This is a genomic window from Ignavibacteriales bacterium, from assembly GCA_026390795.1.
GTDB lineage: Bacteria > Bacteroidota > Ignavibacteria > Ignavibacteriales > Melioribacteraceae > Fen-1258.
In genome coordinates this window covers 960,949-983,595 of sequence record JAPLFG010000003.1, presented here as the reverse complement: position 1 = coordinate 983,595, position 22,647 = coordinate 960,949, and the positions used below count along the sequence as shown (strand labels likewise).

The following is a 22,647-nucleotide window of genomic DNA, read 5'->3' as shown; positions in this document are numbered from 1 at the left end:
ATGAAAAAATATTCTGTAATTGTTTTTGACCTGGGGAATGTTCTCATTCCTTTCGATTATCAAATCATCGTTAACAAATTTAATAGAATTAAGCCCGGACTTGGCACTAAATTTTACAAACTTTACGAAGAGAACTATAACATCCACCGCGAATTTGAAAAGGGAAAAATTAATACAGAAGAATTTTTAACAATTATGCTGGAATGGCTGGAAGGAAAAGTATTTGGAAAACAATTTTGCAAGATTTATTCAAGTTTGTTTTCAATTAACCGGGAGGTAGCGGATCTTCTTCCGATATTGAAAAAAAAGAAATACAAACTTGTTCTTCTTTCGAATACAAATCCGATACATAAAAAGTACGGTTATCAGCATTTCGATTTTTTGAAATACTTTGATAAACTCATTCTGTCGCATGAAGTGAAATCTCTAAAACCGGAAAAAGAAATTTATAAAACGGTTGAATCTTTTACCGGAAAGCCGTCTAAAGAGCATTTCTTTATTGATGATATTAAAGAATATGTAGAAGGAGCAAGAAAAATTGGCTGGGACGCAATTCAGTTTACCACTTACGAAAATCTTTTAGATGAGTTGAAAAGGAAAAAAATTTTATGACCATCCTTTCCATACTTCCGGTCTATAACCAACCGTAACTTCTTTTCCGTTTCTTACAATAGGAGTTTTAAATAATAAAGAATCGTTTAACAATTCTTCCTCCAAATCGAAAACCATAAATTGAAGATTTCTCTTCTTGAATTGTTTCCCATCACGGTCAATCAAATCATCAAGCGGAATAACGCGTGTAATATTTTCTAGCTCACCTTTTGCAATCCCTTTTTCGTTTAAATCTCTAAAATGGAACGTAATTCTCCGTTCTTTGAAATACCGTTCGGCTTTGCGGGTTTCACTGCATCCTTTAGTGCCGAATATCTGAACATTCATAATAATTTCCTAAAAGTGTATCCGAGCCGCATTGTTTAGTGTGTACAAAAGTTTTATTTTTCTTTCGAACAATAATAAATAAACTATGGAAGACTTATGCGACATATCAGGAATATTTTATACATCATTTTAGGAATTATCACTATGAGCTGCAGTTCAGAAAAGAAACAAGTGCCGGACAATTTTAAGTATTCGACAGAACAATTTGCCGACTTGCGTATTCAGCGGTATCAGGTTCCGGGGTTTGATGAACTCACACTCAAACAGAAGCAGCTTGCTTACTATCTCTATCAAGCGGCACTTTCGGGACGTGATATGATTTATGATCAAAATTATAAACACAATTTATACATCCGGCGAACGCTTGAAGCAATAATTAAAACTTATTCCGGCGACCGAACAACACCCGATTTTGGAAAATTTATGACTTACACGAAGCGTGTTTGGTTTTCAAACGGTATTCATCATCACTATGCAAACAAAAAATTTCTTCCGGAATTTTCGAAAGAATATTTTAAAGAATTAATTAACGGTTCAGATGAATACGAATTTCCTCTTCAAAACAACGAACGCCCTGATGATCTTGTTAAAAAACTTATACCGATTATGTTCGATCCCAAAATTGATGATATGAAAGTCAATCAAAACCCGAAATTTGATCTTGTGAAATCATCTGCAGTAAATTTTTACGATGATGTAAATCAAAAAGAAGTTGAGGCATTTTATAAGAAAATTGTAAATCCAAATGACCCGGAACCGATTTCTTACGGACTAAATTCCAAATTAGTTAGACTAAAAGGGGAAATTTTAGAACGTCATTATAAAGCGAACAGTATCTATGCTGGGGCAATTGTTAAGATCGTAGAATGGCTGAAAAAAGCAGTTACAGTTGCGGAAAACGATCAACAGAAAAAAGCTTTAGAGCTTCTTATTCAATATTATGAAACCGGAGATCTAAAGGTCTGGGATGAATACAACATTGCCTGGGTTAAAGACACATCTTCCGTAATTGATGTGGTAAACGGTTTTATAGAAACGTATAACGATCCTCTCGGTTATCGAGGTAATTATGAATCTTACGTTTCCATAAAGGATCAGGAAGCGACAAAACGGATTAAAGCAATAAGCGACAACGCGCAATGGTTCGAAGATAATTCGCCGATATTGCCCGAACATAAAAAGAAAAATGTAAAAGGGATCAGCGCAAAAGTTATTACAGTTGTTGTTGAGTCCGGCGATGCTTCGCCTTCTACACCAATCGGAGTGAATCTTCCCAATTCAAACTGGATTAGAAAAGAGTATGGTTCTAAATCCGTAAATATGGGAAACATTGTTCATTCTTATAATATGTTTTCAAAGACAAGCGGAGTCTTGGAAGAATTTGCATATTCAAAAGAAGAGATTGAACGCGCAAAAAAATATGGCTCTCTTACAGACGATTTGCACACAGATATGCATGAAGTGATTGGACATGCATCCGGGCAGCTTAACCCCGGTGTTGCAGAACCGCATACTACATTGAAAAACTATTATTCAACTCTTGAAGAAGCGCGGGCAGATCTTGTTGCTCTCTATTTTCTAATGGATCAAAAACTAGTTGATATCGGTGTAATGCCTTCGATTGATGCCGGCAAAACCGCTTATGATCAATACATCAAAAACGGATTAATGATACAACTTGCGCGTGTTCAACCCGGAGAAAATATTGAAGAGGCACACATGAGAAACCGCCAGCTAATAGCAATGTGGGTATATGAAAAAGGTAAATCCGAAAATGTAATTGAAAAGAAAGTAAGAGAAGGCAAAACGTATTTTGTGATTAATGATTATAACAAACTCCGGGATCTATTCGGTCAGCTGCTGCGCGAGATTCAAAAAATAAAATCGGAAGGTGATTATAACGCCGGTAAAAATCTAGTTGAAAACTACGGAGTAAAAGTTGATCCGGTTCTTCATAAGGAGATATTAGAGCGCTATAATAAATTAAATATTGCACCTTACGCCGGATTTATAAATCCAATGTTGGTTCCGGTTATGAAAGGAAACGAAATAATTGACGTGAAGATTGAATACCCGGATGACTTTACTAAACAAATGTTGTTTTATGCTAAAGAGTATTCCTTCTTACCAACGTATAATTAGTTTAATGGGGAACGCATACTTGCGTTCCCCGAATTTTTATTGTTAAAATTGGTATGTACGGAAATAATAGCTGTATATTAAATAACTATTAGCATTCATAAATGAAAAAAAACCGGTCTCTTCTTTTTTTAATATTTGCTTTTATCTTTGCACAGTTTGCCTGGTTAGGTTTGCTCGGTTTGTGGATCTACTGGTACGTTGCTAATTATCTAATCATCAAACAAGTTGGCGATAAACTTTCTCCGCAAATAGTATTAGATAGTCCGAACGTACTGATTTTCGTAGGCGGAATTGTGCTGATAGTTTTAATTGCAACCGCAATGTTCCTTATCTTCCGAAACCTAACTGTTCAGGTAAAACTTACAAAGTTATACGATAATTTTATTGCAAACGTTACTCACGAATTAAAATCTCCGCTCGCATCAATTCAGCTTTATCTGGAAACCTTGCACTCTAAAGAAGTCCCCGCAGAAAAGCAGAAAGAGTTTTACGGATTGATGATGAGAGATTCAAAGCGTTTGAAAAAATTGATTGATTCAATATTAGAAATATCGCGGCTGGAGAAAAAACGGATTGCGCATAATTATCATATTTATAATGCAGATGAGGTTATTCGTCAGTTAATTAAGGAATCGATAGAGCAATTTCGTTTATCCGATTCGGCAGTTGAAATCCTAGGTGAAGCGCCATGTAAATGCGTGATTGATAAAGACGCAATGCAGATTGTATTTGATAACCTGACAGATAATGCAATGAAATATTCTGTAGATGCACCCAAGATCACGGTAAAATTATCGTGTGCAAAAAAATATCTGATGATTGAATTTGCTGATAAGGGCATCGGCCTGAGACAAAAAAATCTAAAAAATATTTTCAATAAGTTTCAACGGATTGATAATAAAAATATTCCAAATGTAAAAGGAACGGGACTAGGATTATACTGGGTGAAGGGGATAGTTAAATTTCATGGGGGCAGAATTTCCGCTTACAGCGAGGGTATTAATAAAGGAACTACTTTCAAAATAGAAATGCCGATCTATCAGTCATCAAAAAGGTTCTATGTGAAAAAATTACTTAGGGAAACCGCTCGGAAACAAAAAATGCTGGGTAAAGAAGATGGAGAATAATCTTTTTAAAGGGAAGAGAATTTTGCTTGTTGAAGATGAAGAAACTCTTGCTGTTGGGCTAGAATATAATCTTACAGACGAAGGATACATTGTTGATTGGGCTAAGGACGGCAGACAAGCATTGGAATACTTCGGATCAAACGAATATGATTTGATTATTCTTGATATCATGCTTCCATATTACAATGGCTTTGAAATTGCCGAAAGAGTGCGTGCAAAATCGCCGCAGATGCCATTGCTGATGTTAACAGCAAGGACCAATGCCGAAGACAAAGTTAGAGGGCTTGAAATTGGAGCGGATGATTATTTAACCAAGCCGTTTAATTTGAATGAATTACTGCTGCGTGTAAAAGGGATGCTGAAGCGTAAGATGTGGTACCAGTCGTCAGCAGAGATTGAGCCTTCTTACCGCTTTGGGAACAACATAGTGAATTTTGAAAATCTAAGTTGTATCAGCGGTTCAAAAAACTTTGTACTAACACAACGAGAAGCAATGGTTTTAAAATACTTAATTGAGAGGAAGGGGAAAATAGTTTCCCGTAAAGAATTGCTAGAAAATGTCTGGCATCTAAGTTCGGAGGTCGAAACAAGAACAATAGATAATTTTATTTCACGCTTAAGAAAATATTTTGAACCTGATCCGGAACACCCAATCTATATTAAAAGTATTAGAAGCGCGGGATACACATTCAATGATGAAATAAAGAATAGTATTCCGCCCTCTCTATAATAATTAATTCAAACCGCACATTCCGTTTGCACAGCCGCCGTATGAAGGAACACCGCAACTTCCATCAGAACATGATGAACCGCTATCAAAACTAGATGATCCAGTTGACGCGCTGAACGACGAAAGAAGTTTTTTGTGATTCTTAGATTGACATGACGGACAGATCACTTCTTCAAGATTAGATGATGATTTGTGCAGCACTTCAAATTTTTTATTGCAGTCGTTACATTTGTATTCAAAGATTGGCATTGTTTCCTCTATTTGTTCATTATTATTGTCATTCCGTGCAAGCGAAGCGCGACACGTAATCGATAAATTCCAACTTACGCCGGAATGGCCGTTTTTAAATTACGTGAGTTGAGATCTTTCCTACATTTTCTAGTTCCGCAATAATTTTATCGCCTGGAACTACTTTTCCAACTCCTTCCGGAGTACCGGTGTAAATCAGGTCGCCTTTTTCAAGTGTCATTCGAGCAGAAATAAATTTCACAATCTCGACCGGTGAAAATATCATGTTTTTAATTGATGAATTTTGTCTCACTGTTCCATTTACTGAAAGAGAAATATTTTCATCACCTTTAAGTTGATATTCCTTTTTCATCACAATGTCTGTAAGGACCGCGGCAGTGTCAAAACATTTTGCAAGTGTCCAAGGGTCTCCCTTTGCCTTGAATTCAAATTGAAGATCACGCAAAGTCATATCCAGACCAATTGTATATCCTTGAATTGCTCTTGATGCTGTTTCATCATTACCGTTTTTAATATCCTCGCCTATATAAAGAACCAGCTCAACTTCATGCTGCAAATTTTTCGAGTGAGTAGGATGCACAACTGATTCTCCAGAATATATAACGTTTGACGCCGGTTTTAAAAATATTATTGGAAACTCCGGGACCTCACCGCCTAATTCTTTTGCATGAGCCGCGTAGTTCCGCCCGACGCAAACTATTTTTCCTATTGGAATCTGCTCACTGCTATTTTTGATTTTTAGATATTTCATAACTCCTCATTAGATGAAAATCTTATTAAATGGATTCATTAACAGATACTTGATTCTTGATTTCTGCTAATTAATAATTCTAACGTCTAGAATCGAGCATCCAAAATCTAGTATCTAGATTATGTTTTTTGTTCTTTTTTCTTTGCTGCCGGGAAAAGTATGTTGTTCAGAATTAGCCTATATCCCGGTGAATTCTTATATAAACTTAGATCTGTTGGCGGATCGCCAACTGCATGCTGGTAATCTTCCGGATCATGTCCCCCATAAAATGTAAATGTTCCTCGTCCGTAATTTCCATGAATATATTTTACCTGGTCGGTTCCCGCGCGCTGTCCCAAAATGTAAACCGAGTTCTTAATAAATTTCTTGTTGAACATTGTTGTCTGTCCCATGAAACCATGAATTACGTTAACATGATCTTGCGTAAGCATTGTTGGAACGGGGTCGTATTTGGCGGAGAAGTCAAAAAGTGTGAAATAATCATTTCTCTGATCGCCAATTTCTAATGGTTGAATATCAATGTTACTGTATTCATAAATCAATGGATTCATCTCTAGCTTAAAATTCTGGAAAGCGAATGTATTGTTAAAATCCAATTTTTCCTGCGCGTTTGGATCCGGCGGGTCACCGTCATAAATTCTATCAACGATGTCAACATTCATTGCGGCTAATGCTATATCAAAAGAATCTGTTGCCGAACACATTGCGAACATAAATCCGCCATTGCCGACAAAGTTTTTTATTGTTTGAACAATGGATTTTTCCATATCAGATACTTTTTTGAAGCCAAGTTTTTTGGCTTCATTTTCATAGAGCATCTGCTGTTCAATATACCACTGCGCGCCGCTGAATGACGCATAGAATTTTCCATATTGTCCCGTAAAATCCTCGTGATGGGTATGAAGCCAATCATAATTCTTTAAATCGCCTCTCAATATTTCTTCAACCCAGATTTTATCATAAGGTACTTCCGCATAATTCAGCGCAAGAGTTACAGCATCATCCCACGGCTGAAAGCCAGGAGGAATATAGACGGCAATCTTTGGAGCTTTTTCTAATCTTACAACTTCCATGTTTTGGTCTTCACCCTGAACCAATGAATATATCTGTACCGCCTCTTCATTTGATAATGGTTGAAACGCGACACCTTTTATCCTGCATTTCATTGCAAGCTGATCGGAATAATCAAACATAAAAGAACCGCCGCGGTAGTTTAGCAGCCAATCGGCAGTGGTACCATCTTTCAACGCATTAAAAGTAATACCGTAAGCTTTGAGATGATCTGTCTGATGCAGATCCATATAGATAAGCAATTTGGATTGAGCCAAGCTCAATGAGCAGATGGTCAAAAATATTATTAAAAAAATTTTCATTTTTCTTTTTATTAGAACTGGATAGATTTATTGGTTTATTATAAATACAATATTATATTTTGTTCCGCAACAAAACTAGATTAACTATGGCACATCATAAAAATAAATTACCAGAATGCGCAAACTGCGGGTTCAAATTTGTTGGAGCAGATAATTTTTGTCCAAACTGCGGACAAGAGAATAATGATTTATTAGTTCCAATTAAACATCATATCCACGAAATGTTCGAAGAACTACTTCATTTAGATTCAAAATCATTTCAAACGATTAAAAAATTAATTTTTAAACCGGGATTAGTTAGTAAAGAGTTCAATTCCGGCAAACGAGCAAGTTTAGTAGCGCCAATAAGACTATACATTTTTATAAGTTTTGTCTTTTTTGTGATGATTTCTTTGAAACCATTCTATGAAAAAGTAATAATTTTTCCACTTCCACACGAAAAAAACATTGTTTCCGAGAAAGAAAAAGCTTCCTTAAGTAAAGTAAAAATCGATTCCTTGACAAGATATAGAAGTACTGTCTCTGCTAAGGAATTGAAAGGGCTATCTGCTTTTCAAATTGATTCATTGTTAAATGAGAAAGGAATGCACGAATCTCAAGCACGTAGATTATTCAAGAAGATACTCGTGAAAGTTTCTGATAGAAACGAAGATTTTATTCATATAATTTGGAAAAATCTCTCTTACGGTATGTTTATTCTAATGCCATTATTTGCTGCGTTGATATTTCTTTTTTACAGATCTCAAACAAAATTTTATGTGGAGAGCCTTGTAATTTCGATTCATTACCAAAGTTTTATATTTCTCTTTTATACGTTAATATTTTTGACGGATAAATTTTTTCCGTTTGAATGGGGGAAATTATTAGGACTAGTATTAATCCCGGTATATTTGTTTTTAATTCTCAAAGAATATTACAGACAAAGTTTTTGGAAAACTGCGGGAAAGGCATTCGTTTTAGGTTTGCTACATCTAATTTTGCTGGGATTATTCTTTTTCGGTTCAGTTTTAGTAACATTGCTGCTGTTATAAACAGCAGCAACTATTTATGCCGTTTTTCTATCACTCTCTATGTAAACCGGTTTTTCACCTTTAAGTACAGTGTCTTTTGTAACTAAACATTTGTCAATATTTTCTTTCGTCGGCAGCTCATACATAATATCAAGCAGTATTCCTTCAACAATTGAGCGGAGAGCGCGTGCGCCGGTTTTTCTTTCAATTGCCTTCTTAACAATTTCTTCTAAAGCCTGCTGATCAAAATTAAGTTCAACGCCTTCCATCATAAATAATTTCTGATACTGTTTAATGATCGCATTTTTCGGTTCTGTTAAAATGTTTTTCATTGCTTTAGAATTAAGCGAAGCAAGAGGGGCGATGATTGGAAGTCTTCCCACTAATTCCGGAATCAAACCGTACTTTACTAAATCTTCCGGCTGAACTTTTTGAATAAGATTATCTCTTTCGGTTTCGAATGGATTCGAAATATTCGTATCAAAACCGATTGTGTTTTTGTTTATACGGGACGCTATTACGGATTCAACACCGTCGAATGCGCCGCCGCAGATAAATAAAATGTTTTTTGTGTTAATGTTAATTAGACTCTGCTCGGGATGTTTTCTTCCGCCGCGAGGGGGAACTCCAGCAATTGTTCCTTCTAAAATTTTTAAGAGTGCCTGCTGAACTCCTTCACCGGAAACATCGCGTGTAATTGAAGTGCTCTCGCTTTTACGCGCAATCTTATCAATCTCATCTATGTAAACAATTCCTTTTTGCGCTTTCTCCAAATTATAATCTGCTGCTTGAAGTAAACGTACTAAAACAGTTTCAACGTCATCGCCAACATATCCGGCTTCAGTTAATGTTGTTGCATCAGCAATCGCGAAAGGAACATCAAGAATTCTTGCTAATGTTTGAGCAAGTAAAGTTTTTCCAACGCCGGTTTGTCCAATTAGAAGAATGTTGCTTTTTTCAATTTCAATATCATCCATATCAAAAAGAGAGCTTGAAGCGTTAACTCTTTTGTAATGATTATAAACTGCGACGGCTAAAATCTTTTTTGCCAAATCTTGATCTATTACATATTCATCCAAACTTTTCTTTAATAAATCCGGAGTGAGTGACGAATGATAAGTTTCCTTTTTGGGAAATGATGTGATGTTATTCTTTAAAATATCAACACTAGTTTTTATACATATATCGCAAATATATACATCCGGACCAGCCACCATAGATGTAACTTCGCTGCCGTCCCTTCCGCAGAAGGAACATTTAACTGTACGTGGTTCTTTTGGATCGCTCATTTTTAACCGTTTTTATTTGAAAGACCTTTTAACGCTTCACGCGCACGGTCAAAATAAAGTGAGTTTGGGAAAGTTTCAAGTAATTTCTGATATACTTGTGCTGCTTTTAGAAGATCTTTGGTCCCGTATTGATAGCATTGTGCGAGTAAAAAAGTTGATTTATCAACGAAAATCGCACTTTTCTGATTTTCAGAAGCCTCCTCCAAAACTTTTATGGCATTTAATAGATCATTTTGTGCAATCAACATCTCTACAAAATAAATTTTTGCGAAGTCATTAAGAATAAATAGGTTGGGCTGATCACTTAGAGTTTTAAATTCAATGCCGGCTTCTTTGTACTTATTTTGTATTGCCAAGAGATCTGCCTTAGCGTAGAGAAGAAGATTTAAAGAATCTTTTTTTGTTGTGTTGATAAGTGAAGAAAACTCAAGAGCGTCATTTGCAAAATCTGTAGAGAGATTTTTTGAAGCATTATTGAATAAAATAACCGACTTAGAAAAATCTCCTTTCCAAAATTCAATTCGAGCTAAATAAAAATTTGCCTCAGCAAAATTGTTCGGTTCGATGCGAGGAAATCTCGCCGCATTTTCGAGATATTCTTGAGCACGTTTCAAATCATTCCTTTCAATAGCAATTTTACCGCGTGCAAGATTTGATTCAACGTAAAAATTAGTTGTTGGTGAAAGAAGAGCTACTTTGCTGTAAATAGTATCGGCTTCTTGTAAATCAAAAATTCTGTTTCTATAAATTTCCGCAACTCTGAAAAATGCTTCGACATTAATTGTATTGTCGAGGTATGTTTTCACAAATTCGTAATATGAACTAATAATTTTTTTGTAATCATCAACAAAATACGGTACTTGTTTGGAATAAGGCTTCCACGATTCATTTTGTTGATTATACTTCTCATCAAGAGATGCTTCTAAAGTGCGCGCATAACCAATTTTTGCGGTTGGAAGGTATGGAGAGTTTGTGTAGTTCTGAACAATATAATTGTAACTTTTGGAAGCCCACTCGTACTGCTGGCTTCTGTACGCACTTTGTGCAAAATTAAAAATGGATGTGCCGTTGCCGCTGAATTCTTTTTCTGTTTTAATAACATTCTCGAATGCGTTTTTATAATTACCGGTAGTTTGATAAACAAATGTGAGCAGATCAAAAATTTCTAATTGTGGTTTAGAATCTGTAAAATCGTTCACTGCTTCGATTGTTTGTTCTGCAGCGTCTGGCCCATTCAGATAACTGTTCATACGGATTTTTACAACTTGTATTTGATCTGGATGATGATTAATCAAATTGCAAAACTCAATAGCAGCGTCTTTATATTTCATATTAGCAGCATAAATGTTAGCCATATCCATAGAGAAAATTGTCGGATCGGTAGAGATTTTATTTCCCCTTTTTAATATATCAATAGCTTTTTCGTACGCACGGTTTTCGATTGCATAATTTGCAATTATCCTGTAGCCGATAAACGTTGAAGGATTAAGAGCTAATCCTTTTTCCCAGATTTCAAATGCGCTGTCCGATTGCCCCATAATAAAGTAAGTGGTTCCAAGCAAACCGTAAAGATTAATATCCGCTGGATTCTGTTTAATCTTATTATTTAGTAGGTCGACCGATTGTTGATATTTTTTTTGTGAGATAAGAATTTTATTTAATGCTTCGAAAAAAATATTATTCCATGGTTGAGCATCTGAAAGCTCTTTATAGATTGCTTCAGCTTTTTCCAACTGCCCAGTTTGCTCGAAACTCTGGGCAAGATTAAAACGATTATCCAGATTCTGATTGACTTGAGCATTCAACCCGGTAAATAGCGATAGAACAATAATCAGAATAATTTTAGAGCGCATGATAAGTCTAACCTAAAAATTTCTCGTCAAAAATATTTCCTATGTTCAATATTTTATGAGGATCAAAAATGAGTTTCAATTGTGCCATCTCTTTTATAACACTTTCACCGTACATTTTATATAAATATTCCCGTTTCAATTTGCCTATACCATGTTCGGCAGAAATTGTTCCCCCGAGTCTTACTGCTTCGGCGCAAATTTTTGAATAAATTTCTTTTGCCTTTTGATATTCCTCTTCATCCTTAGGCAACATGTTAAGGTGAGGATGACAATTACCGAAGTGACCGTAAATTATATAATCGAGATTTGCTTCAACTACCTTTTTTTTAATCCAATGGAAGAATAGATTGAACTGATTTACCGGAACAGCTGTATCGGTTCCAACTTTTTTCAAATTTCGGAATGTAATTATTTCATTTACTTTCCACGAAATCGCGTGCCGGAACTCATGAAATTTTTCCTGCTCATATTTATCTAAAGCGAGCCAGACTAATTCTTCATCACAATTATGCTCTTTGAGGAGTTCAATCCAATTATTCAATATAGTATCTTCATCCCGATCAAAATCTTGTTCAAACCACACAGCAGCTTGTATATTATCGGGTATGTTGGGATAATCAGGGCGTAAGACATTAAGAGCGTTTATATCAAAGAATTCAAGTGCGCGGGCGCATAAAGGATTTTTTACAAAAACCGGCTGCTTAAATTTTTCGAGTGATAATGATCGTGCTTCATCAATAAATTTAAGTGCGTCTAATTCGTCTGAAAAGAAAGCAATACATGATAATACATTTTTGGGAATTTCAATCAATTTCAATTTTAATTCGGTGATGATTCCTAAAGTCCCTTCCGAACCTATAAATAAATCAATCAGGTCCATATTTTCTTTGCAAAAATATCCAGCAACATTCTTGGTCTTTGGCATTTTGTAGCCTGCCAAAGTAAAAGAAATTTCCTTACCGCTTTCGGTTATTAAGAGTGCATTTAGCTGTGATGCAAAATGTTTACCCCGTTCAATTGAAATTATTTCTCCGTCGGGTAAAATTATTCTTATGCCGAGAACGAAATCCCGTGTTGGACCATATTTAAAAGTCCGGGCTCCGGAAGCATTTGTCGCAAGTGTTGCACCGATAAAACAGTTTCTCTCAGTTGGATCGGGAGGGTAAAATAGATTTTTTGATTCAACAAAATTCTGCAGATCATTTAATATAACAGCCGGTTGAACCAGAATATATTTTTCTTTCGTGTTCAATTTGAGAACTTGATTCATCTTTTCAAGTGAGATAACCACTCCGCCTTCAGGAACACGCGCTCCAGTCAATCCGGTACCATTACCGGTAACGGTTACTTTTGTTTTATTCTTATTGAATTTTTTTAGGAGCTGGACAATCTCTTCTTCGGATTCCGGAATGTAAACCGAATCGGCAAATCCTTTATAATTGGATGCATCTGAAAGATAGTTTTGAATTTGATCTGGATCGTTCTTAATTATCATCTAAAATCATTCTGTTAATTTGCCATATTTGGACATAATAGCCTTCCAAGTTGCAACGTCAAGTTGTTCGGATTCATCAATCAGCATTATTGGAATATCATCCTCGATGCGATAGCGTCTCCGTGTTGCTTTATCCGTTGATACTAAAAAGTTGCCGTCTAATACTAGATCCGCCTTTGTTTCGGGGCAGCAAAGAATTTCTAAAAGCTCTTTTGAAATCATTTTCATCCTCTGAAATATTTAACTCATTATTGGTAAATTGCATTTAAATTCTTTCGGAATAAATCTAACTAATTTTTTCATAAATATTCGACCCAAATTATGAGCGATTCCAAACAACTCGCGGAATTTCCGCAAATTGAAACCGAACGATTGATTCTGCGTAAACTAAGCTTGGCTGATGTAAATGATATTTTCGAATACGCTTCAAATCCGGAAGTCTCGGAATTCTTACCATGGGAAACTCACAAGACGATCGAAGACACTCATTTTTTTCTAGAGCTAGTTGAAGCTCAATTTAATGAATCAAATATCATCGTTTTGGGAATTGAATTAAAAGCAGAAAAAAAATTGATTGGTACAATTGCCTTACGTAATTGGGATAAAGCAGACCGTTGTATAGATCTTGGCTATGTTATATCAAATAATTATTGGAATAAAGGATTTACAACAGAGGCTGTTAAAGTTGTAATCAAATATGGGTTCGAAGAATTAAACGCTAATCGTGTTGAAGCTCATTGTGATGAAAATAATATCGCATCCTACCGGGTCATGGAAAAAGCAGGAATGAAGTATGAAGGTACGTTGCGTCAAAAAGTTTTAATGAAAAATAAATTTGTAAATATGAGATTCTATTCCGTATTAAAAGAGGAATATAATAAATGACACGCGTGAAGATTTGTTGTATCTCATCAATTGAAGAAGCACGACTTGCAATAAAATTTGGTGCATCTGCAATAGGGTTGGTTTCAGAAATGCCGAGCGGGCCGGGCGTAATTTCAGAAGAATTGATTACAGAAATTGCCGGGCAAATACCTCCGGGCATCTCGACTTTTCTTCTCACAAGTAAACAATCTGTAGAAGAAATCATAGGACAACAGCAAAGATGTAAAACAAACACAATTCAAATTTGCGATAAAATTGTGAAAGGAACTTATGCAGAATTAAAGAATTCTTTGCCTGGGATAAAAATTGTTCAAGTAATTCATGTTTCGGGAGAAGATTCAATTAATGAAGCTGTCGAAGTCTCAAAAGATATTGATGCGCTGCTTCTTGATTCTGGAAATCAAAAACTTGAGATAAAGGAATTAGGTGGTACAGGAAGAACTCACAATTGGAGCATAAGCGCAAAAATAGTTGAGTCGGTTAAAATTCCTGTATTTCTGGCGGGCGGTCTTAATGCGCAAAATGTTGCCGATGCCGTTCATCAAGTAAAGCCCTTCGGAGTGGATCTTTGTTCGGGTGTAAGGACTAACGGAAAATTAGATGAGCAAAAAGTGAAATCATTTTTTACAAATCTAAATGATATGGTAAAATGAAGGAACCACTTTCATACAAAAAAATTCTAAAATTTTGGATGCCGCTTTCTGCAACCTGGTTGATGATGTCTGTGGAAGGTCCGTTTTTAACAGCGTTGATCGCCCGAATGCCAAACCAGGAGTTTAATCTCGCTGCGTACGGAGTTGCATTTGCGTTGGCATTAATCATGGAGTCGCCTGTCATTATGATGATGAGTGCCTCGGTGTCTCTGGTTCGCAATAAATATTCTTTTTATAAACTTAGAAATTTTGTCTATTCCGTAAATTTATTAGCTACACTTTGCATAATAATTCTAATAATTCCCCCGATTTTTTATTTTCTTACAATTAAATTAATAAACCTGCCGATGGAAGTTGCTATACTGACGCATAAAGCTGTCATTTTATTAATTCCCTGGCCGGCTGCGATCGGGTATAGACGGTTTTATCAAGGTATAATGATTAGCAGCAATGCGACTCGACGAGTTGCTTACGGAACTATAATCCGAATGTCCTCGATGTTTATTGTAGCAGTAATATTAATTACTTTTTCTAAATTCGAAGGAGTTGTAATAGGTGCATCTGCTCTTTCTTCCGGAGTGATAATGGAAGCTCTCGCGAGCAGATTAATGGCAAACAAATTTGTTAATAACGTAAAGCAAAATCTTGTTAGTGATTTATCTGCCATTCTTTCTTATAAAGAAATAGCAAAATTTTATTATCCGCTGGCTCTTACTTCATTCATATCTCTCGGTATTCATCCAGTTGTAACATTTTTCATGGGGCAGAGTAATAGTGCATTAGAATCATTAGCGGTTTTGCCGGTATTAAATTCGCTAGTTTTTTTCTTTAGAAGTTTCGGTTTATCTTTTCAAGAAGTCGGCATTGCTCTTATGGACGAATACAAAAGTTATTATAAACTTAGAACCTTTGCATTTATTCTTGGGATTGTTGTAGTGGGAGGTTTAAGTTTAATTTCATTTACACCTCTTTCAGATCTTTGGTTTCGAAAAGTAGCCGGGCTATCCATTCAGTTATCGGAATTCTCAAAATTACCTTTGATGCTCTACACAATCTTTCCGGCAACGACTGCTTGGATTAATTTTCAAAGAGCAATTCTGGTTTATTCAAGAAAAACGAAACCGATTACATACGCAACTATAATTGAAGTAGTGGGAATAATAATTACACTTATAATCACTATTAAATTTTTCTCTTTGATCGGGGTTATTGCGGCGGTTATTGCTTATACATTAGGAAGAATTGCGGCAATTATTTATTTGATTCGGCCGACTAATCTGGCACTTAATAAAAATAAAGAATAGTTATTTGGAGATAAGTTTGAAGCCGGTTCCGTGTACATTTATAATTTCAATTGATTTATCCTGCTTTAGATAATTCCGGAGTTTTGTTATGTATACATCCATACTTCGACCCGTAAAGTAACTCTCGTCTTTCCAAATTCTAGTCAGGGCTTCAGATCGTTCCAAAATTTTATTTTTGTTAATGCAAAGCAGTCTAAACAAGTCGCATTCTTTTTGTGTAAGCCTTTGTTCATTGCCGCCGTGGTATAAAATTCTTTTATTGTAATCAAAACTATACTCGCCGATATTAAATTCATTTCTGTCATCTTCCATCTGAACATTTTTAGTCCGCTTCATAATTGCATTCATCCGCATAATAAGCTCTTCCATACTAAAAGGCTTTGTCACATAATCGTCCGCGCCTATTTTAAAACCCTCCAATTTATCATCTAGCATAGATTTTGCGGTTACAAAAAGAAATGGTGTTTGTTTATCAATCATACGGATTTTTTTCGCAAGTGAGAAACCGTCCATCTTAGGCATCATAATATCAATCAAACACAGATCGAACTTATTCGCTTTAAAATGATTGAATCCATCTTCACCGTTTAGAGCATGAGTAACATCAAATCCTTTAACAGAAAGAAATTCACGCAGCAGAGTTCCAAGATTTGCGTCATCCTCTACTAAAAGTATTTTAATTTTATTTTTCACTATTTGCCATCTATCGGAAGTATTAATTCAAATTGGCTTCCTTTTCCGTCATCGCTCGAAACAGAAATTTTACCGTTATGTGCTTCGATGATTTTTTTTGCATAACTCAAGCCAATTCCAAAACCGCGTACGTTTTGTACGTTGCCGCTTGCTACACGGTAAAATGTTTCAAAAATTTTCCCTTGAAATTCTTTAGGAATTCCAATTCCGTTATCTTTTACTGTTACAACAATTGATTTATTTATGTTTTTTGTAGTAATGGTTATTTCGGGCGTGCGTTCATTATACTTAATAGCATTATCCATAAGGTTCGCAATAATATTTGTTACATGAAAGTCATCACACATAATAGTTGATGGATTGGCGTTCAATTCGAAATTTATTTTTCCTTCTTTAAGTTTTATCGCTTCATCGTACATCAATACAGCCGAGCGGATTAATTCGTGCAGATCAACTTCTTCTCTAGATAAGTTGAACTCGCTTTTTTCCATAGCGGCTGTATTCAGAAGAGTCTCAACCATTATTTTCAACCGGTCGTTTTCTTCTTTGATGATTTTTGAATAACGCATCACAGAATCTTTTTCGCTTATAAGCGTCGGTTCGTTTAATGCTTCACACGCAATTGAGATAGTTGAAATTGGTGTTTTAAATTCGTGCGTGATGTTGTTTATCAAATCATTTTTTACTTGAGTAATTTTCTTCTGGCGCACAAACATTTGAACTGTTTTGAAAAAGACTGCAACTATGACCAAGATTAATCCAACAGAAAGACTCATCATACCGACGATTGAACTTAAAATTTGAGTCTGTTCATCCGGAAAATAAACAACCAATTCATTTCTATCGAGAAACATTTCTGCCGGAAAGAGAAGTGTCCTTAATCTCGATTTTCTGATTTCCGTAGTATCTGTACCTTTTTTAACTAATGTAAAACTGTTATTTTTTGTCTTATAGACACCAAAATAAAAATCAGTATTCAAGAGACGGCTCTTAAATTCTTGCGTAAGAAGTTTATCCAATTGTTCTGTAGAGATACGGTCTTCAATTTTCTTTTGAGAATTAACCTCTACCATTTCCGTAATAACTCTTTGAATAAGCGATTGCCGATTTCTAACAATCGTATCAAAATCCGACCGCCAGACGTATCGCTGCATGTTTGCTCTGCTATTTGGAGAGTATGCAAATACTCTTAACTGTACACCTTTCATGGTTGAATCAAAATCATTCTTAGGATTAACTTTGTAAGGCGCTTCGTCGCTGAATATTTTTACCATCTTAGATTTTGAAGAGCTATCGCCAACAAAAATTCCGATTTCCTTTTGCTTGGCATTATTTTTACTTTTAACGGAAACAGTAGTTTCGGATTTATGCAAAATATTTGCAAGAACTGTTTTTGCAGCTTCTTCCTTGTCAATTTGATCCACTACTCTTATAAGAGAACGAAAAGCATTTCTATGAAATCGTTCCCTTTCAACTTGGATCAAATTTGAAATCCAATACATCTGAACTGCAATTAAGCCGATAACCGCCAGGCTCATCAATGTTACAATAATTTTTATTTTTCGTTCTTTCATGGTGGTAAATTTAGCTTAATCTTTCTCTTTATTCATACCTTTAACAATTTTTAACAAAACCGTCCGGCTCTTTTTTGTTTTTCGATTGTATTAACGTATACTTCAAACCAAGAAAAAGGAGAAACTTTATGAGGATATTTCAAACAAACAAATCAAAATTTATTGTAATGATGGTTTTTGTTTTAATGGGATTTTTTTCGCTTGCATTATTTGCACAAGAGAAAGAAGAATCAAAATCAAAACTGGATCAGCTTAAAGGGAAAGTAGAAAAAATTACTGTAAAAGTTGATGGTAAAGATGTGGTTTTCGAAGGAAAAGAAGCTCAGAGGATTGCCGATCAATTGAGAGATCAGAAGAGAATTAAAATAGTTACTAACAACGAAAGCGAACCCGGAGAAGGTAAAGTTGTGTTTTTTAGATCACGAGAAAAGGGTGATGACAATGATGAAATAAATGATAAAGATGTCAAAAAGAAAGTTGAAATCGAAAGCGAGGATGGAAATAAAACAGTAACGGTTACAACAACGAAAGACGGTAAAGAAGAAACAAAAACCTACAAGGGTGAAGAAGCGGAAAAGTTTTTGAAAGATGAAAAAGGAATGAAACATATCTCTGTATCCTTTAACGATGATGGAAATATGCCACATGATAAGATGATCTACTTCGATAAAAAGATCGGTCGCGGAATGAGAATGCGTGGCGGATGCTGTTGCTGCGAAGAAGGGAATCGCATGGAAAAAATGAAATGGATGGAGAAGCCTGGTAAAGGAATGAAGAGGATGATCATCAAAGAAGATGATAATGATAAAGAATCCGTTAAAAAAGAAGTAGAAAAGAGAACCGAGAAGAAGTAAAAAATTTTTTGTGAGCCACGCAAATGGTGGCTCACTTATTCCTCATCGTCTCTTCTTTATAAATTTTTTCAAACCCTAATAAAAATTTTTGTTGCTTTCAGAAAAGAATACAAGTATTTTATAATCGGATTCAGTGGGCCGATATCCGATTAAGCTAATATTTTTTTATGATTCTATGTACAAACCCAATTTTGTAATTTCTTAGAAAGGAATAAGTAAAGAAAATAAATTTTTATTGGAGGTTTCTTCATGGATTCATCCTCCGAACATGAAGTGAATAATCAGTTAAAAACATATTTAATTAATTTGGAAAAAAGAATTTCTCGCATTGAGGAAAAACTCGATCTCGAGAAATTTTCTTCGGAAGACAATTTCGAATTACCTTCCTTTATACCGCAGAATATTTCAGAACGCGCAGATTCTTTAGAAACACAGATTGGTCAATTCTGGTTTGCAAAAGTAGGTATTGTAATCCTTGCGATCGGAATAATATTTCTAATGACGTTTCCTTATCAAAATTTGCCCTCATTTTTTCCGAGTCTTGTAGGAATTATTCTTACCGGAATACTTTTTTTGTTATCTAATTATTGGAAAACATCGCTTCAGTTTATTTCTCAATACGCTTTTGGTGAAGGTTTACTGCTTCTTTACTTCTCAACTTTACGCTTACACTTCTTCTCGGTTACTCCGGCAATAGAATCTAGTACGCTTGAAGTAATTCTATTGTTGATAGTCTCTTCTATTCATATTTCTCTTTCGTATAAAAGAAGATCTACTTATTTAATGGCTATTGGTGTTACATTGCTCTCCTTGTCAATGCTGATTGCGGACAATTCCTGGTTAATCTTTTTTGTATTGATTTTGATTAGCGGACTATCGGTTTATCTAAAACAAAAATTGAATTGGACTTCGTTCTTTACGTTTGCAATTCTGTTAGTCTTTTTTACTCATCTTATTTGGTTCATTGGCAATCCGGTTGCGGGTAATAAAATTTCTCTTCAAAGTTCGCCATTATTTAATATTTACTTTCTTCTTATTTACGCGTTAATTTTTGCCTACGGTAATATATTAGGAGAACGTGGCGAGAAGGAATCGTTAAATACAATATTAAACACAATGTTTAATTCAATTCTTTGTTTCCTTCTCGTGTTAATTATTTCACTTACAAAATTTAGCGAAACACTCACTGTATCCGGATTGGTAAGCTCTGTCGTTTTTTTATTTCTGTCTGCTATTTACTATGAAAAGCGTAAAAGTAAATACTCCACTTTCTTCTATGCTATACTTGGCTATACAGCATTAAGTGTGGCGATTCTTAATAGTTTTCCAAAGCCCGATTATTTTGTATGGTTGAGCTGGCAAAGTATAATTGTGGTTGCAACGGCACTTTGGTTCCGTTCTAAAATAATTATAGTGGCAAACTTCTTAATGTACCTGCTGATATTTTTTTCCTATTTAGTTTTGGAAGAAAAAATCGGCGCAATTGCATTGAGTTTTGGAATTGTAGCATTAGTTAGCGCTAGAATTTTAAATTGGCAAAAGCATCGGCTCGATCTCAAAACCGACGCGATGAGATTATTTTACCTCGGTTCATCATTTTTCATTTTCCCATATGCACTATATCATATAGTCCCAAAAGATTATGTAGCTCTCTCCTGGACTATAGTTGCAATTGGTTATTATGTAATGAGCATAATATTAAAGAATAAAAAATACCGGTGGCTTGCGCTTTTAACATTTTTGTTAACGGTTCTCTATATTCTTTTTGTCGGCACAACAAATCTAGACCCGATCTACAGGATTATTTCGTTTATGTTTTTGGGAAGTGTACTACTTGTGATTTCAATTTTATATTCTAAACGAAAGAAAGGAAGCGAGTTAAAATCTTGAAATAATAACCGGGTTCACGAAAATGGAATGTTTCGGTTCGGTAATCGTTCATCAAATCGGAATATTTTTCAAGAGTTGAAATTTTTTATTTGGCAGCTAATAATTTCAGAAAAATTTTGAGGATTGACACTTTGCATAATAAAATTTTTTGTATTGGAAGGAATATTTGCACAGATAATTATGTTTTGCCTTCCATTCATAATCCCGTATCTTATTGCGAAGATTCTACTTCCATTGGAAGAATTTAGCGATCAGTAATAGAAAAGTTTTGGTAATAATTAATTGAATTTCTCATCAAAAATAAATTGGTTATGAAATTAGATAGACGAAAATTTCTGAACACACTTTTAAGTGTTGGAGGAATCGGCGGCATCTTAGCGGTGTTTTATCCGATCTTTTCATTTTTAATTCCTCCCAAAAGCGCTGAGCCAAAAGTGAATTCTGTTAAAGCTGGAATGAGTTCCGAGTTTCCAACCAACAGTTACAAGATAGTCAAGTTTGGTAGAAAGCCGGTCATTCTAATTAAAACAGAGGACAATCAATATAAAGCGTTGTCCGCCAGCTGCACACATTTGGACTGCATTGTACAGTATAAAAATGATACAAAGCAGATCTGGTGTGCATGTCATAACGGCGTTTATGATCTTAACGGGCGTAATGTTTCAGGACCGCCGCCAAGACCCCTGGAAGAATATGATGTAAAAATAATTAAAGATGAGATTGTTATTACTAAAATGGGTTAAGCAATGATCGGGAATATTGGAAATAAAATTATTTCATGGATTGATGAACGGTATGATCTCTCTCCGTTAAATAATATGCTCAAGCACAAAAAGGTTCCTGTCCATAAACATTCAATGTGGTATTATATGGGCGGGGTAACTCTGTTTTTGTTTTTGGTCCAGTTACTAACAGGAATACTTCTCCTTCTTTATTATAGACCGGGCGAAGACAGTGCCTACGAAAGTGTACGCTTCATAGTAACCGAAGTTAGATTCGGGTGGTTGATAAGAAATGTGCACAGTTGGTCGGCAAATTTATTAGTGTTCTTTGCTTTTATTCATATGTTCAGTGTTTTCTTTTCCAAAGCTTATGAAAAACCGCGCGAGTTAACTTGGATAACCGGCTTTATTGTTTTGGTTCTTACCCTTGCATTCGGATTCAGTGGTTATCTTTTGCCATGGAATGAACTTGCATATTTTGCTACAAAGGTTGGAACAGATATCGTCGGAGTTGTTCCGGTAATTGGAGAACCGTTAAAAACATTTTTGCGAGGCGGTGAAGAAGTAACTGGCGCCACTCTATCACGTTTCTTTGGAATTCACGTTGCAATTCTTCCTGCCATATTTACTGTTTTTTTAACATTTCATTTATTGTTTATTCAGCGTCAAGGAATGCACGAGCCGGAACATTTCAAAAATTTACCGGAAGAAAAGAAAAAGTATATTTCTTTTTTTCCGGATTTTGCTTTGAAAGATCTTCTTTTGTGGGTTATTGTTTTTAATATTTTGATTTTTTTAGCACTTTATTTCCCGTGGGAATTAGGAAATAAGGCTGATGCTTTTGCGGCAGCTCCTGCCGGAATAAAACCTGAATGGTACTTTATGTTCATGTTCCAGTCACTGAAACTTCTTCCAGCGCATATTTTATTTCTAGAAGGCGAGTTGCTCGGAGTATTGTTTTTTGGCGTTGCGGGTATTGTCTGGATGCTGGTTCCATACATTAAAGTGAAGCATAAACACAATTGGAAAATTCAGCCTTTAACCTTAATTGGAATTATTATTGTTGCGTTCATTGTGATAATGACCGTCATCGGTTATTTAGTATAGGGAATAC

22 protein-coding genes are annotated in these 22,647 nt (G+C 35.3%); 12 read left to right on the top strand and 10 right to left on the bottom strand.

Going from position 1 to position 22,647, the window contains the following annotated elements; all coding sequences use genetic code 11:
* Complete coding sequence (locus NTX65_07980) at window positions 1–612, top strand: HAD-IA family hydrolase (GenBank protein MCX6169262.1); 612 nt, start codon at window positions 1–3, stop codon at window positions 610–612.
* On the opposite strand, the gene NTX65_07975 is transcribed toward NTX65_07980, so the two are convergent.
* Window positions 607–939 (bottom strand): ArsC family transcriptional regulator, encoded by a 333-nt coding sequence (locus tag NTX65_07975; protein MCX6169261.1) that lies wholly within the window; start codon window positions 937–939, stop codon window positions 607–609. The genes NTX65_07980 and NTX65_07975 overlap by 6 nt on opposite strands.
* A gap of 96 nt (window positions 940–1,035) precedes the next feature.
* Here NTX65_07975 and NTX65_07970 point away from each other — a divergent pair, with 96 nt between their 5' ends.
* The 3 genes from NTX65_07970 (at window position 1,036) to NTX65_07960 (ending at window position 4,938) form a co-directional block, all read left to right on the top strand.
* A complete protein-coding gene (locus tag NTX65_07970) occupies window positions 1,036–3,081 on the top strand; it encodes a dihydrofolate reductase (GenBank protein MCX6169260.1) in 2,046 nt (681 codons plus the stop codon).
* Between the two features lie 101 nt (window positions 3,082–3,182).
* Window positions 3,183–4,208, top strand: coding sequence for a HAMP domain-containing sensor histidine kinase (locus tag NTX65_07965; GenBank protein MCX6169259.1), 1,026 nt, complete (start codon window positions 3,183–3,185; stop codon window positions 4,206–4,208).
* Entirely contained in the window at window positions 4,198–4,938 is a 741-nt protein-coding gene (locus NTX65_07960) for a response regulator transcription factor (protein MCX6169258.1), read from the top strand. The genes NTX65_07965 and NTX65_07960 overlap by 11 nt, the downstream gene beginning before the upstream one ends.
* Window positions 4,939–4,941: 3 nt before the next feature.
* Here the strand turns inward: NTX65_07960 and NTX65_07955 are convergent, their stop codons facing one another.
* The 3 genes from NTX65_07955 to NTX65_07945 form a co-directional block, all read right to left on the bottom strand.
* Window positions 4,942–5,187, bottom strand: a complete 246-nt coding sequence (locus NTX65_07955; GenBank protein MCX6169257.1) for a zinc ribbon domain-containing protein — start codon at window positions 5,185–5,187, stop codon at window positions 4,942–4,944.
* A 94-nt stretch (window positions 5,188–5,281) separates the two neighbouring features.
* On the bottom strand, window positions 5,282–5,938 hold the full coding sequence (locus tag NTX65_07950) for a fumarylacetoacetate hydrolase family protein (GenBank protein MCX6169256.1): 657 nt from the start codon (window positions 5,936–5,938) through the stop codon (window positions 5,282–5,284).
* 119 nt (window positions 5,939–6,057) lie between these two features.
* On the bottom strand, window positions 6,058–7,311 hold the full coding sequence (locus NTX65_07945; protein MCX6169255.1) for an asparagine synthetase B: 1,254 nt from the start codon (window positions 7,309–7,311) through the stop codon (window positions 6,058–6,060).
* Between the two features lie 86 nt (window positions 7,312–7,397).
* Here NTX65_07945 and NTX65_07940 point away from each other — a divergent pair, with 86 nt between their 5' ends.
* The gene (locus tag NTX65_07940; GenBank protein MCX6169254.1) at window positions 7,398–8,342 is read left to right on the top strand and encodes a DUF3667 domain-containing protein; all 945 of its coding nucleotides are present in this window, start codon (window positions 7,398–7,400) and stop codon (window positions 8,340–8,342) included.
* A 14-nt stretch (window positions 8,343–8,356) separates the two neighbouring features.
* On the opposite strand, the gene clpX is transcribed toward NTX65_07940, so the two are convergent.
* The 4 genes from clpX to NTX65_07920 are packed head-to-tail and all read right to left on the bottom strand — an operon-like array spanning window position 8,357 to window position 13,180.
* Window positions 8,357–9,610, bottom strand: coding sequence for an ATP-dependent Clp protease ATP-binding subunit ClpX (gene clpX, locus NTX65_07935; GenBank protein MCX6169253.1), 1,254 nt, complete (start codon window positions 9,608–9,610; stop codon window positions 8,357–8,359).
* A gap of 2 nt (window positions 9,611–9,612) precedes the next feature.
* Window positions 9,613–11,463, bottom strand: a complete 1,851-nt coding sequence (locus tag NTX65_07930; GenBank protein MCX6169252.1) for a tetratricopeptide repeat protein — start codon at window positions 11,461–11,463, stop codon at window positions 9,613–9,615.
* Between the two features lie 7 nt (window positions 11,464–11,470).
* Window positions 11,471–12,958, bottom strand: coding sequence for an FAD-binding oxidoreductase (locus NTX65_07925; protein ID MCX6169251.1), 1,488 nt, complete (start codon window positions 12,956–12,958; stop codon window positions 11,471–11,473).
* 6 nt (window positions 12,959–12,964) lie between these two features.
* Entirely contained in the window at window positions 12,965–13,180 is a 216-nt protein-coding gene (locus NTX65_07920) for a hypothetical protein (GenBank protein ID MCX6169250.1), read from the bottom strand.
* Between the two features lie 99 nt (window positions 13,181–13,279).
* On the opposite strand from NTX65_07920, the gene NTX65_07915 reads away from it, so the two are divergent.
* From NTX65_07915 to NTX65_07905, 3 genes are read left to right on the top strand one after another with little or no spacing between them, the layout of a single operon-like run.
* A complete protein-coding gene (locus NTX65_07915; GenBank protein ID MCX6169249.1) occupies window positions 13,280–13,843 on the top strand; it encodes a GNAT family protein in 564 nt (187 codons plus the stop codon).
* A complete protein-coding gene (locus NTX65_07910; GenBank protein ID MCX6169248.1) occupies window positions 13,840–14,496 on the top strand; it encodes a phosphoribosylanthranilate isomerase in 657 nt (218 codons plus the stop codon). The genes NTX65_07915 and NTX65_07910 overlap by 4 nt, the downstream gene beginning before the upstream one ends.
* Window positions 14,493–15,800, top strand: a complete 1,308-nt coding sequence (locus NTX65_07905; protein ID MCX6169247.1) for a hypothetical protein — start codon at window positions 14,493–14,495, stop codon at window positions 15,798–15,800. Before NTX65_07910 ends, NTX65_07905 begins: the two co-directional genes overlap by 4 nt.
* Here the strand turns inward: NTX65_07905 and NTX65_07900 are convergent, their stop codons facing one another.
* A complete protein-coding gene (locus tag NTX65_07900) occupies window positions 15,801–16,493 on the bottom strand; it encodes a response regulator transcription factor (protein MCX6169246.1) in 693 nt (230 codons plus the stop codon).
* Window positions 16,493–18,067, bottom strand: a complete 1,575-nt coding sequence (locus NTX65_07895) for a HAMP domain-containing sensor histidine kinase (GenBank protein ID MCX6169245.1) — start codon at window positions 18,065–18,067, stop codon at window positions 16,493–16,495. Before NTX65_07895 ends, NTX65_07900 begins: the two co-directional genes overlap by 1 nt.
* Window positions 18,068–18,195: 128 nt before the next feature.
* On the opposite strand from NTX65_07895, the gene NTX65_07890 reads away from it, so the two are divergent.
* The 4 genes from NTX65_07890 to NTX65_07875 all read left to right on the top strand — a co-directional run bounded on the left by NTX65_07890 (window position 18,196) and on the right by NTX65_07875 (window position 22,640).
* Window positions 18,196–18,921 (top strand): hypothetical protein, encoded by a 726-nt coding sequence (locus NTX65_07890; protein MCX6169244.1) that lies wholly within the window; start codon window positions 18,196–18,198, stop codon window positions 18,919–18,921.
* A gap of 249 nt (window positions 18,922–19,170) precedes the next feature.
* Complete coding sequence (locus NTX65_07885; GenBank protein ID MCX6169243.1) at window positions 19,171–20,811, top strand: DUF2339 domain-containing protein; 1,641 nt, start codon at window positions 19,171–19,173, stop codon at window positions 20,809–20,811.
* Between the two features lie 311 nt (window positions 20,812–21,122).
* A complete protein-coding gene (locus tag NTX65_07880; GenBank protein ID MCX6169242.1) occupies window positions 21,123–21,554 on the top strand; it encodes a Rieske (2Fe-2S) protein in 432 nt (143 codons plus the stop codon).
* A gap of 3 nt (window positions 21,555–21,557) precedes the next feature.
* Window positions 21,558–22,640 carry a cytochrome b N-terminal domain-containing protein gene (locus NTX65_07875; protein ID MCX6169241.1) on the top strand — a complete coding sequence of 361 codons (1,083 nt, stop codon included), beginning with the start codon at window positions 21,558–21,560 and terminating at the stop codon, window positions 22,638–22,640.
* The last annotated feature ends 7 nt before the right edge of the window (window positions 22,641–22,647 follow it).